Source organism: Bifidobacterium sp. ESL0763, assembly GCF_029433395.1.
Taxonomy (GTDB): domain Bacteria; phylum Actinomycetota; class Actinomycetes; order Actinomycetales; family Bifidobacteriaceae; genus Bifidobacterium.
In genome coordinates this window covers 94,474-107,412 of sequence record NZ_JAQTHW010000001.1, presented here as the reverse complement: position 1 = coordinate 107,412, position 12,939 = coordinate 94,474, and the positions used below count along the sequence as shown (strand labels likewise).

The 12,939-nt window shown below is 65.0% G+C and carries 9 protein-coding genes; 8 read left to right on the top strand and 1 reads right to left on the bottom strand.

The genetic code is table 11. The features are described from left to right. The first annotated feature begins 357 nt into the window (after positions 1 to 357). The 7 genes from dnaN (at position 358) to lepB (ending at position 10,453) form a co-directional block, all read left to right on the top strand. Positions 358 to 1,482: a DNA polymerase III subunit beta gene (dnaN, locus tag PT282_RS00350; RefSeq protein WP_277167604.1), complete on the top strand. Its 1,125-nt coding sequence runs from the start codon at positions 358 to 360 to the stop codon at positions 1,480 to 1,482. A 306-nt stretch (positions 1,483 to 1,788) separates the two neighbouring features. Then, positions 1,789 to 3,078: a DNA replication/repair protein RecF gene (gene recF, locus PT282_RS00345; protein WP_277167603.1), complete on the top strand. Its 1,290-nt coding sequence runs from the start codon at positions 1,789 to 1,791 to the stop codon at positions 3,076 to 3,078. Next, the gene (locus PT282_RS00340) at positions 3,075 to 3,566 is read left to right on the top strand and encodes a DUF721 domain-containing protein (RefSeq protein ID WP_277167602.1); all 492 of its coding nucleotides are present in this window, start codon (positions 3,075 to 3,077) and stop codon (positions 3,564 to 3,566) included. Before recF ends, PT282_RS00340 begins: the two co-directional genes overlap by 4 nt. Before the next feature lie 241 nt (positions 3,567 to 3,807). Next, the gene (gyrB, locus tag PT282_RS00335; RefSeq protein WP_277167600.1) at positions 3,808 to 5,901 is read left to right on the top strand and encodes a DNA topoisomerase (ATP-hydrolyzing) subunit B; all 2,094 of its coding nucleotides are present in this window, start codon (positions 3,808 to 3,810) and stop codon (positions 5,899 to 5,901) included. Positions 5,902 to 5,960: 59 nt separating this feature from the next. Then, entirely contained in the window at positions 5,961 to 8,699 is a 2,739-nt protein-coding gene (gyrA, locus tag PT282_RS00330; RefSeq protein WP_277167598.1) for a DNA gyrase subunit A, read from the top strand. A 264-nt stretch (positions 8,700 to 8,963) separates the two neighbouring features. Next, entirely contained in the window at positions 8,964 to 9,494 is a 531-nt protein-coding gene (locus tag PT282_RS00325) for a DUF3566 domain-containing protein (RefSeq protein WP_277167596.1), read from the top strand. A gap of 128 nt (positions 9,495 to 9,622) precedes the next feature. Further along, positions 9,623 to 10,453: a signal peptidase I gene (gene lepB, locus PT282_RS00320; protein ID WP_277167594.1), complete on the top strand. Its 831-nt coding sequence runs from the start codon at positions 9,623 to 9,625 to the stop codon at positions 10,451 to 10,453. A 308-nt stretch (positions 10,454 to 10,761) separates the two neighbouring features. Here the strand turns inward: lepB and gdhA are convergent, their stop codons facing one another. Further along, positions 10,762 to 12,108 carry an NADP-specific glutamate dehydrogenase gene (gene gdhA, locus PT282_RS00315; RefSeq protein WP_277167592.1) on the bottom strand — a complete coding sequence of 449 codons (1,347 nt, stop codon included), beginning with the start codon at positions 12,106 to 12,108 and terminating at the stop codon, positions 10,762 to 10,764. 336 nt (positions 12,109 to 12,444) lie between these two features. Between gdhA and mscL the strand changes: the two genes are divergently transcribed. Further along, the gene (mscL, locus tag PT282_RS00310) at positions 12,445 to 12,927 is read left to right on the top strand and encodes a large conductance mechanosensitive channel protein MscL (RefSeq protein WP_277167714.1); all 483 of its coding nucleotides are present in this window, start codon (positions 12,445 to 12,447) and stop codon (positions 12,925 to 12,927) included. Positions 12,928 to 12,939 lie beyond the last annotated feature (12 nt).

The following is a 12,939-nucleotide window of genomic DNA, read 5'->3' as shown; positions in this document are numbered from 1 at the left end:
GATGTGGGTAAAAGCTGCGGATAAGCGGTGGATATACCCACATTTTTCGGTGGAGTACTCGTGGACTAATCCCCAAAAATTGTGGACAACTGAAAAGCAAACGAGTTCCTGTGGATAACCAAGCCTTTTATCCACAATTCTCCGCAAAGTTATCCACACACCTGAAAGCGTTCGATGCCAAGGCGTTCACTGGCTTTTCAGGGTTATCCACATATTCACCGTGCTTATTGACATGATTACTGAACTATCTTACGTTTCATCGTCGCAACGATAACCGGGTCGCCTTGAATCCCAATCCCACCTTCCAAAAAAGCAACTAGACTGGATAGCAGCAAAACCCTCTGAAAGCAGGAGCATATGAAAGTCGAAGTCAACTCAACGGCGCTCGCCGACGCGGTCGCCTGGACCACCCGCGTCATCGACGCCCGTCCCGCCAACCCGATCCTCGCGGGCATCCGCCTCAACGCCGCCGACGGATCGCTCCACCTTTCAGCCTTCAACTACGAGATCTCGGCCCGCAACCACATCGAGGCCGGGGTCGACGAGGCCGGAAGCGTTCTCGTGCTTGGCAAGCTGCTCGCCGACATCTCCAAGTCGCTGCCCCAGGAGAAGGCGTATCTGTCGACCACCGACACCACGCTGACCATCACCTCGGGCAAGTCGACCTTCAACATGCAGCTCATGCCCGAGTCTGAATACCCGGATCTGCCCGATGTGCCGCCGCTGCTCGGCCAGGTCGACACCCCCACCTTCGTCCAGGCGGTCTCTCAGGCCTGCGTGGCGGTCTCTCGTGAGGAGAACCGTCCGGTCCTGACAGGCGTGCGCATCCAGTTCGAGGGCAACAAGGTCGTCATGACCTCCACCGACCGGTTCCGCCTCTCGCGTTCCAGCTTCTCCTGGACTCCGCAGGATCCGGACGTCAGCACCCAGACCCTGGTGCGCGGCTCGCTGCTGCATGATGTGGCGCGCGCGGTCGACGAGCACCAGAACGTCACGGTCGATTTCGACACCGAAAGCCCGTCGTTGCTTGGTTTCGAGAACGCCGGAAGGGTGTCGACCTCGCAGCTGATCGACGGAGAGTTCCCCGCGGTCGACCGCCTCTTCGCCGACGAATACCCGATCGAGGCCGTCATCGACAAGCAGTCGCTGCTCAACGCGATCAAGCGTGTGTCGCTGGTGGCCGAACGCAACGCGCCGATCCGCATGGTCTTCGAGGGCCAGACGCTGACGATGACCGCCGGCACCGCCGACGAGTCGCAGGCCAAGGAGGTGCTCGACGTCGACATGGACGGCGAGAACATCACCGTCGCCTTCAACCCCTCCTACCTGATCGAGGGACTGAGCGCGATCACCGAGCCGTTCGTGCGCATGAAGATGACGACCGCCGTCAAGCCCGTGGAGTTCAACGGGCAGCAGGAGGCCGATTCGGACGAGTCGATGGACTACCGCTACCTGCTCGTGCCGATGCGCTTCAACAACTGACGGCAGGCTTTGCGGGGCGGGCAAAAACGTTGAACCCCGTAAGGTGTTTTCGCCGTAGGAATGAATAAACCGGAGGGTATATGCACTCTTCGGTTTATCGAATCGGGATAGCCTGACGGCGCGTGAGTGCCTTTCGGACTATCGGTTCGCAATGGTTTCGCAACGGCTTGCCGTCCCGTTCGGCTGTCCGTTCGTGATCCCTATGGTGTGACCTATGGGTCACGATGTGTCAGAGTCGCGGCGCGGAACGGGCTGGCCGGATGTGTCATGTCGGGATAATCGGAACAACGGATGCAAGGAGGATGCGTGTACATCTCACGGCTGGTGCTCGACCACTTCCGCTCATGGGGCCATGTGGTCGTCGACTTCACGCCGGGCATCAACATCCTCAAGGGCGTCAATGGGCTGGGCAAGACCAACGTGGTCGAGGCCGTCGAGATGCTCTCCACCGGTTCGAGCCACCGCGTCTCCAGCACCCTGCCGCTGATCGAGCGCGGTGAGCGCAAGGCCACCATCCGCGCCAATGTCAACGAGGGCGATGCCGGGGAAGCTGCCGATGGTGAAGGCGACGTCGAAGCGGGGAAGCCGACCACCTACGAGGTGACCATCGCCGCGCGCGGGGCCAACCGCGGCCGCGTCAACGGCGGCCCCTCGCTCTACATGCGCGACATCGTCGGCCGCGTCTCCAGCGTCTCGTTCACCCCCGAGGACCAGCGCCTCGTCTCCGGAGACCCGGCCACCCGGCGCGGATTCCTCGACCAGGCAGGCGCGCTCTTCTCCCCCGACTACGCGGCGCACCTGTCCGCCACCACCAAGATCGCACGGCAGCGCGTGGCGTTGCTCAAGCAGTTGCAGCAGCGCGAGGAGACCCCCGACCGGCAGCAGGCGGCCCTGAGCGGCCTCGAGGTGTGGACCGGGCAGTTCATCGCCGAAGGCGTGGCCCTCACCCGTGCGCGGGCCGAACTGGTGCGCAATCTGGCCGGGCCGTTCGCCGAGATATACGACCGGCTGGCCGGCGGTGGCCAGGACGTGGGACTCGAGTACGAGCCCTCCTTCGACGAGGTGCTGCAATTCACCGATCCCGGCCCGGAGATCAGCAGGCACTTCCAGCGGCTCTACGCCGGCGAGGTGGCGCGCGGACGCAACCTCATCGGCCCGCACCGCGACGATCTCGCCTTCACGTTGGCGGGCATGCCCGCCCGCGAGTTCGCCTCCAACGGCGAGATGTGGACGCTCGCCCTCGCCCTGAAGATGGCGCTCTTCGACCAGATCGCCGAGACGCGCGGGGTCAGGCCCATCGTGATCCTCGACGACGTCTTCGCCCAGCTCGACGAGCACCGGCGCAGCCAGATCCTCGACTTCGCCCTCGGCCAGGACCAGGTGCTCGTCACCGTGGCCTCCGGCAGCGACATCCCCGAGCGGGCGGCGGGGCTCGGCGGGGTCAACATCATCGACGTGGGGCAGCTGCGCGAAGGCAGCGATGACGCCAACGCCGCGCTGGTCGCCCAGCTGAAGGCCGCGCGCGGGCCGCAGGATGCCGATATTTCCGAGGAACCAAGCGACTCAGGCACATCAGGCGACGGGGAGGCGGCATGAAGGAACCGATAGCCCTCGCCCTGAAACTCGACGAGCGCAAGCTGCCCGCCCAGGTCTTCGACAAGCTCTCCTCGCGCTCGATGGTGCGCCGCGAATGGGCAAGGCGCGAGGAGGAGGCCTGGCAAAACTTCGGCAAGCCGGGGCGCGACCCGGGCAGGCTCGGCGGTGTGATGGCGGCTATGGCCCGGCAGGGCGACTGGGTGCCCCATCTGAAGATCGCGCAGCTGCGCAACCACTGGGACCAAGTGGTCGGCGCCGGCATCGCCCGCCATTCCGAGGTCACCAGCCTCGCCGACGGAGTGCTCACCATCCGCGCCGAATCGACGGTGTGGGCCACGCAGCTGACCTACCTCATCCCCCAGCTCAAGAAGACCATCCGCCAGCGCCTCGAAGGCCTCGACGTGCGCGAGATCCACGTCACCGGCCCTCAGTCGCACCGTTTCAACCGCTACACGGGCGGCGCCCGCCGCTATCCCCGCCGCGGCTGAGGGGCGGATATATCGCCACGTACACCACGCCCATATGCTGGCATGCCCGCGAAAAACGGCGATAAGACCGGGTAAAAACCCAAAAATTCGCTCCACGGGGGCAATGACGAAAAGTCCCCATAAGCTGGTAAAATAGTCCATATTGGAGTTACCAGCCTAGAAGGCCCCATTATTTGCTTTCTAGAGTGTATCGCCTTCGCGGGAACCCTTTCCTACGGAGGAAATCGCAGGAAGGAACCTTGTGGCAAATCCAGAAGCGGATTCACAAAGCAATGTCAACGACGCCGACGAGCCCCAGGAGGACCAGCTCGAAGACGCCCAGCTTGACGACTCATTGGCCCCGCAGCATTACGACGCCAGCGATCTGAGGGTCCTGGAGGGCCTCGAGGCCGTGCGCATCCGCCCGGGCATGTACATCGGCTCCACCGGCCCCCGCGGCCTGCACCACCTGGTCTACGAGATCGTCGACAACTCCGTCGACGAGGCGCTCGCGGGCTATGCTTCGCACATCGAGGTCACGATCCTGGCCGATGGCGGCATTCGCGTGGTCGACAACGGCCGCGGCATCCCCGTCGACGAGGTGCCCGGCGAGGGCGTCTCCGGCGTCGAGACGGTGATGACCAAGCTGCACGCCGGCGGCAAGTTCGGCGGCGGCGGCTACGCGGTCTCCGGCGGCCTGCACGGCGTCGGCATCAGCGTCGTCAACGCGCTCTCCACCGAGATCGACGTGGAGGTGCGCCGCCAGGGCTACCACTGGACGCAGAACTTCAAGAACCAGAAGGCCACCGCGCCGCTCAAGCAGGGTGCGCCCCTGGCCGACGACGAGTCCACCGGCACGTCCGTGACGTTCTGGGCCGACCCCGAGATCTTCGAGACCACCACCTACGACTTCGAGACGCTGCGCTCGCGCTTCCAGCAGATGGCCTTCCTCAACAAGGGCCTGCGCATCAGCCTCACCGACGAGCGCAAGCCCGACCAGGCCGGCGACGAGGTGGCCGGCGAGCAGGGCGACGAGGACGGCGAGGAGAAGAACCAGACCGTCTCCTACTGCTACCAGAACGGCATCAAGGACTACGTCGACTACCTGGTGAAGTCGCGCAAGGCCACCCCGATCGAGGAGGAGGTCATCGACCTGGAGGCCGAGGACCTCAAGCTGGGCATCTCCGCCGAGATCGCGCTGCAGTGGACCACCGCCTATTCCGAGGCCGTGCACACCTTCGCCAACACCATCTCCACCACCGAGGGCGGCGCCCACGAGGAGGGCTTCCGCGCCGCGCTGACCAGCCTGGTCAACCGCTACGCGCGCGACAAGAACCTCCTGAAGGAGAAGGACGACAACCTCTCTGGCGACGACGTGCGCGAGGGCCTCACCGCCGTCGTCTCCGTCAAGCTCACCAACCCGCAGTTCGAGGGCCAGACCAAGACCAAGCTCGGCAACTCGGAGGCCAAGACCTTCGTGCAGCGCGTGATGACCGACCGCCTCGGCGACTGGTTCGACGCCCATCCGAGCGACGCCAAGAACATCATCCAGAAGGCGCTCGAGGCCTCGCACGCGCGCATCGCCGCCAAGAAGGCCCGCGAGAACACGCGCCGCAAGTCCGTCTTCGAGACCGCCGGCATGCCCGACAAGCTCAAGGACTGCCAGTCCAACAACCCCGAGGAATGCGAGCTGTTCATCGTCGAGGGCGATTCCGCAGGCGGCTCCGCCATCCAGGGCCGCAACCCGATCACGCAGGCCATCCTGCCGCTGCGAGGCAAGATCCTCAACACCGAGCGCGCCTCCATCGACCGCATCATGAAGTCCGACACCATCGAAGCGCTGATCACCGCGGTCGGCGGCGGCTACGGCGAGGACTTCGACATCAACAAGGTGCGCTACCACAAGGTCATCATCATGGCCGACGCCGATGTGGACGGCGCGCATATCGCGACGCTGAACTTGACGCTCTTCTTCCGCTACATGCGGCCGATGATCTACGCCGGCTACGTCTACGTGGCGATGCCGCCGCTCTACCGCATCAAGTGGACCAAGGGCGCGCACAGCTTCGTCTACACCGACGCCGAGCGCGACCGCGTGCTTCGCGAGGGCAAGGAGGCCGGACGCCAGCTGCCCAAGGGCGAAGGCATCCAGCGCTACAAGGGCCTCGGCGAGATGAGCTACCAGGAGCTGTGGAGCACCACCATGGACCCCGAGCACCGCATCCTGAAGCAGGTGGAGATCGAGGACGCCGCGCGCGCCGACGAGACCTTCTCGATGCTGATGGGCGACGAGGTGGAGCCGCGCAGGCTCTTCATCCAGCGCAACGCCCACGATGCGAGGTTCATCGACGCCTAGGCGGAGATGAACGGGACGCAGCATCGAACGCAGGATTTTCAAAGACATAAGGATTTAGCGTGGCAGACGAAAACAACAACAGCAATGACAACGATGACGAGTACATCCCCGGTGGCGCGCTCGAGCCGTTGAGCCCGCAGGAGGCCGACAACACCGACTACGGCCTGATGACCGGCGAACGCATCCAGCGCATCGACCTGGGCCAGGAGATGCGAGAGTCCTACCTGGCGTACTCGCTCTCCGTGATCGTGGAGCGCGCGCTCCCCGACGTGCGCGATGGCATGAAGCCGGTGCACCGCCGTGTGATCTACGCGATGTACGACGGCGGCTACCGCCCCGACCGCGGCTACAACAAGTGCTCCCGCGTCGTGGGCGACGTGATGGGCAAGTACCATCCGCACGGCGACTCCGCCATCTACGACACCCTGGTGCGCATGGCCCAGTCGTGGTCGATGCGCTACCTGCTCGTCGACGGCCAGGGCAACTTCGGCTCCCCGGGCGACGACCCCGCCGCCGCCATGCGTTACACCGAGTGCCGCATGGCGCCGCTGGCCATGGAGATGGTGCGCGACATCGACAAGGACACCGTCGACTTCGTGCCCAACTACGACGGCAAGACGCAGGAGCCCACCGTGCTCCCCGCCCGCTTCCCGAACCTCTTGGTCAACGGTTCCTCCGGCATCGCCGTGGGCATGGCCACCAACATCCCCCCGCACAACATGCGCGAGGTCGCCGATGGCGTGCACTGGGCGCTGGACCACCCGGACGCCACCAAGGAAGAGCTGCTCGAGGCGCTGCTGCAGCGCATCAAGGGCCCGGACTTCCCCACCGGCGCCACCATCCTCGGCCACAAGGGCATCGAGAAGGCCTACCGCACCGGCCGTGGCCTCATCACCATGCGCGCCGTGGTCAACACCGAGGAGATCAAGGGCCGCATGTGCCTGGTGGTCACCGAGCTGCCCTACCAGGTCAACCCTGATCGCCTCGCCGCCTCGATCCGCGACGCCGTGCGCGACGGCAAGATCCAGGGCATCGCCGACATGCGCGACGAGACCTCCGGCCGCACCGGCCAGCGCCTCGTGCTCATTTTGAAGCGCGACGCCGTGCCGAAGGTCGTTTTGAACAACCTCTACAAGCACACCCAGCTGCAGCAGACCTTCGGCGCCAACATGCTCGCCCTGGTCGACAACGTGCCGCGCACCCTTTCGCTCGACGCCTTCGTCAGCCACTGGGTCACCCACCAGATCGAGGTCATCGACAGGCGCACCCGCTACCTCAAGCGCGAGGCCGAGGAACGCGACCACATCCTGCAGGGCTACCTGAAGGCCCTCGACATGATCGACGAGGTCATCGCGCTGATCCGCGCCTCCAAGGACGTGGAGACCGCGCGCAACGGCCTGAAGGACCTGCTCGACGTCGACACCGCGCAGGCCGACGCGATCCTGGCGATGCAGCTGCGTCGTCTCGCCGCGTTGGAGCGCCAGAAGATCCTCGACGAGCACAACGAGCTGATGAGGAAGATCGCCGACTACAACGACATCCTCTCCAGCCCCGAGCGCGAACGCCAGATCGTGGGCGACGAGCTTGACGAGATCGTGGCCAAGTACGGCGACGAACGCCGCACCAAGATCCTGCCGTTCTCCGGCGAGATGAGCGACGAGGACCTGATCGCCGACGAGAACGTGGTGGTCACCGTCACGCACTCCGGCTTCGTCAAGCGCACCAAGGCCGACGAATACCGCGCCCAGCACCGCGGTGGCAAGGGCATCAGGGGCGCCAAGCTGCGCCAGGACGACGTGGTCGACCACTTCTTCCTGACCTCCACGCACAACTGGATCCTCTTCTTCACCAACCGCGGCCGCGTCTTCAGGCTCAAGGCCTACGAGCTGCCCGAGGGCTCCCGCGACTCCAAAGGCCAGCACGTGGCGAACCTGCTGCAGCTGGCGCCCGACGAGTCCATCCAGGCCGTGCTCTCCATCCCGAACTACGAGGTGGCCAAGTACCTGGTGCTCGCCACCCGTTCCGGCAAGGTCAAGAAGACCCCGCTGGTGCAGTATGACTCCAACCGCCAGGGCGGCCTCATCGCCGTGCGCCTGATGGCCGACCCCGAGACCGGCGAGCCGGCCGACGAGCTGATCGGCGCGACGCTGTGCAACGCCGAGGACGACATCATCCTCGTCTCGCGCCACGGCATGAGCCTCAAGTTCAAGGCCGACGACGAGCAGCTGAGGCCCATGGGCCGCCAGACCGCCGGCGTGCAGGGCATGAAGTTCCGCGACGGCGACGAGCTGCTGGCGATGGACGTGGTCCGCGCCGACCAGGACGAGGAGCTCGACCTGCTCGTGGTCACCAACGAGGGCTTCGCCAAGCGCACCGATATCGACGAATACCGCCTCCAGGGCCGCAACGGCTACGGCGTCAAGGCGCTGCAGCTGGCCGACGGGCGCGGCGAGCTGGTGGGCGCGCTCATCGTGCGCGACAGCGACCAGGTGATGGCCATCATGAAGTCCGGCAAGGTCATCCGCTCCGACGTCAACGAGGTCAAGCGCACCGGGCGCAACACACAGGGCGTCACGCTGGCCAAGCCCGACAAGAAGGACGAGATCATCTCCATCGCCCGCAACAGCGAGACCGATGACGACGACGAGAACGCCGAAGGCACTCAGGCCGACGGCGCCGATACCGCCGCCGACAAGGCGACCGACGCGGCCGCAGGCGAGGGCGAGGCCAAGGCCGCCGACGCCGAAATCGCAGATGGCGACGACGGCGAAAGCAAGCCCGCAGTCGACGCCGAATAGGCGCCAGCCAAGGCCCTAGGGCCCCAGGCCCGCAAGCCGCCGATCGAATCGCGGCCATGGACATCCCCGGATGCCGGTGGCCGCGATTCGCGTATCCAAGCGGCATTTTGGCCACCGGGCACAGGGTCCGTGCCGGGTCCTCGCCGCCGCGGGAATCCCCGCTTTTCGTCGGTGAAGACTGGTAGCCTCGAGCTAGATGAATCGTGCGAATAAGGCCTCCTCCGCGCACAAGCAGGGCATGGCCATGGGATCCAAGGAGAAAGCATGAGCGAGAGCCCCAACGGCAACGAGTTCGAGCGGGCGCTGCGCCCCGAAGGCGAGCAGGGCGAAGGCGAGCGAGGGCACGCCGCCCCGCGTGTGGCGCGTTCCGCACAGCCCACCGGCGGCGCCAGCCCGTCCGCGCACATCGGCATCAGCAAGCGCCGCAAGCCCCGCGCCCGCCGCATGAGCCTCTCGCTGACCCGCATCGACGCATGGTCGGTGGCCAAGGTGACGTTCCTGCTCTCCGTGGCCGCGGGCATCATCCAGATCGTCGCCGTGGCGCTCATCTGGGCGCTGCTCAACGTGGTCGGCGTCTTCGACCAGGTCACCCAGATCGTCTCCTCCACGGGTCTCGACGCCGGCGGATTCAACCTCGCCAGCGTCTTCTCGTTCAGCACGGTGATCAGCACGGTCACCATCGTCGCCATCGTCGAAGTCGTGATCGCCACGCTCTTCGCCGTCATCGTCGCGGCGCTCTACAACGTCATCAGCCAGCTGGTCGGCGGCGTGCACGTCACCCTCGGCGACGACTGATATCCCGAGCCGCGCCACCGCCGGTTTCCCGGGCGATTCATGCCAGCGAAGGCATTGCAGGCGCGCTAAGATGGATGGCAGGGGAAGAGCGGGTTCGGCAGGTACACGCGATGCATGGGAGTGAGTAAGTGACCGAGGAACAGCAGTCGGAAGATATCGCTCGGGGCAGTGTCTTGCCCGATGCCGGTGGGTCCGCCTCCGGACAGCACGATTCCGCCAGCGCGGACGAGGCAGCCAAGGATGCCAGGGCCGGCAAGTCCGCCAGAACCGTGGCGAAGGCCGCCCAGCAGTCCCAACGCGATCCCAAATCGAAACTCGGCGCCCACGTCAAGGCCTCGTCCGGCTGGCTAGGCTACGAGGACGTCCTCTATATCCTCATCTGCTGCCTCATCGCCATCGTGGTGGCCAGCGTGTTGCGCATGTTCGTCTTCGGGCTCTATATGATCCCCTCCGGCTCCATGGAGGACACGCTCGAAGTGGGTGACCACATCGTCACCAACCGCTTGGCGCCGCGCATCGTCAAGCTGCACCGCGGCGACGTGGTGGTCTTCAAGGACCCCGCCAACTGGCTGCATTCCACCAACATCTACGCCTCCAACGACCTGGTCAAGCGCGTCATCGGCCTGCCCGGCGACGTGGTGGCCTGCAAGGGCGCGGGCGCCCCGGTGACCGTCAACGGCGTGGCCGTCGACGAGAGCGCGTACATCAAGGACGGCGTGCAGCCCAGCAGTTTTGCCTTCAAGACCAAGGTGACCGACGGCAACATCTTCGTGCTCGGCGACAACCGCGCCAATTCCGCCGACTCGCGCTACCACGCCGACGACGGCAACCACGGCCTCGTGCCGCTGGGTCGTGTGAAGGGCGTGGCGATGCTCGACTACTGGCCCGCGAGCCGCTTCCAGGTGGTCCACTCGCACCGCGACGTGTTCGCGCGTGTGCCCGGCGCCACCCACTCCTGACAGATGCTTCTGACGGCCACGTGGCCGGTCGCGCATGTTCCCGAATTTCCTCAGATGTGCGAAGGCCTGCGCGCTGCCCCACGAAGGATTGGCATTTTCATATATAAGGAAGGCGACGCCGGATCATCCCGGTGTCGCCTTTTTGGGTTCCAGCCATTGACCTTTGGATTTATGTCCGCCCATGGTTCATATCCACGGAAATACGACGGAACCCGCCAGCCGATATCTCCAATATGACATCGGCAGCGGGTTCCGTTCGCGATTCGCCGGCCCGACCTGATTGGCCGGAACCGGCTGTGCCCGATTACTCAGCAGACGCCCTGGGCGACCATGGCGTTGGCGACCTTCACGAAGCCGGCGGCGTTCGCGCCGAGCATCAGATCGCCCTCGTGGCCGTACTCCTTGGCGGCGGCCAGCGATTCGGCGACGATGTTCTCCATGATGTCCTTGAGCTTGCCGTCGACCTCGTCGAAGGTCCAGGAAAGGCGGTACGAGTTCTGGCTCATCTCCAGGCCGGAGACGGCCACGCCGCCCGCGTTCGAAGCCTTGGCAGGCCCGTAGAGCAGGCCGGCCTTCTGGTAGGTCTCGATGGCTTCGGGCGTCGAGGGCATGTTCGCGCCCTCGCAGACGACCTTGCAGCCGTTACGCACCAGCGTGGCCGCGGACTCACCGTCGACCTCGTTCTGGGTGGCGCACGGCAGCGCGATGTCGCACTTCACCGTCCAGACGCCCTTGCTGCCCTCGTGGTATTCGGCGCCCGGCACGCGATCGGCGTACTCCTTGATGCGGCCGCGGTGCGCGATCTTGATGTCCTTGACCACGTCGAGCTTGATGCCCTCGGGGTCGTAGACGTAGCCGTTGGAATCCGAGCAGGTGACGACCTTCGCGCCCATCTGCTGTGCCTTCTCGATGGCGAAGACGGCCACGTTGCCGGAGCCGGAGACCACGACGGTCTTGCCCTCGAAGGAGTCGTCGCGAAGCGTGCGCAGCGCGGCGGCGGTGTAGTAGCAGAGGCCGTAGCCGGTCGCCTCGGTGCGGGCCAGCGAGCCGCCGTATTCCAGGCCCTTGCCGGTCAGGACGCCGGAGTACTCGTTGCGGATGCGCTTGTACTGGCCGAAGAGGTAGCCGATCTCGCGCGCGCCCACGTTGATGTCGCCGGCCGGGACGTCGGTGAACTGGCCGATATGGCGCTGCAGCTCGGTCATGAAGGCCTGGCAGAAGTGCATCACCTCGCCGTCTGAGCGGCCCTTCGGGTCGAAGTCGGAGCCGCCCTTGGCGCCGCCCATCGGCAGGCCGGTCAGCGAGTTCTTCAGCACCTGCTCGAAGCCGAGGAACTTGATGACGGACTCGGTCACCGTCGGGTGCAGGCGCAGGCCGCCCTTGTAGGGCCCGATCGCGGAGTTGAACTGGATGCGGTAGCCGCGGTTGACCTGCACGCGGCCTTCGTCGTCCACCCAGGCGACGCGGAACTTGATGGCGCGCTCGGGCTCGACCAGGCGCTCCAGGATGCCGTTCTTCTCATATTCGGGGTGCTTTTCGATCACGGGTTCCAGGGTCTCGAAGACCTCGCGCACGGCCTGCAGGAACTCGGGCTGGTCGCCGTCGCGGCGCTCCACCTGCGCGTAGACGCGCTTCACATACTCATTGGTCAGCATTGATGCTCCATCGTTAGGTTATATCGTCGGTTTTCATTCTAGGAATTCCGCAGACCGCGCCGGGGCCGATGTCCGTAAAAACCGGACGTCAAATGTTAATTTTTGATGACGAAACTTTCCGTTTTTCGCTGGAAAGCATTGATGCGCCCGAGGTGGGAGGCGATATGGAATCGATATCATGCCGGTTCGGTGTAGTGGGTTGCGGCTCGGTGCGGGCGGGACGTGCCCGGGCGCGCGATGGTACGTCCCCGCGCCGCAGCTGTCGTCGCATTCCGCGCAGGACTGAGAAGGGGCGTCATGCCTATGATGGAATCAAAAGTAATACAGGAGGTCAATATGCTCAACGGTTTCAAGAAATTCATCTCTCGCGGCAACATGATCGATATGGCCGTCGGCGTGGTCATGGGCGCCGCGGTGACCTCGGTGGTCAACTCCATCGTCGACAGCCTCATCAACCCGCTGATCGCCATGATCTTTGGCAAGCCCAACATGAAGAACCTGCTGACGGTCACCTTCAACAACTCCACCGTCTCCTTCGGCGCGGTGCTGGGCGCGTTGATCAACTTCCTGCTGATCGCCGTCGCCGTCTACTTCTGCATCCTCGTGCCGATCAACAAGTTCCGCGACGTCTCCGAGGCGCTGTTCAACAAGAAGGATGAGCAGGAGCAGGCCGAGGCCGACAAGGGCGAGCAGCAGGAGGCGCGCGCGGACGAGCGGACCGTCGAGCTGCTCGGCCGCATCGCCGACAGCCTGGACGAGCTGAAGGGGAACGGCACGTCCGTGCCCGCATCCACATCCGCACCTGCCGATCAACGGTGAATCGCCAGTATG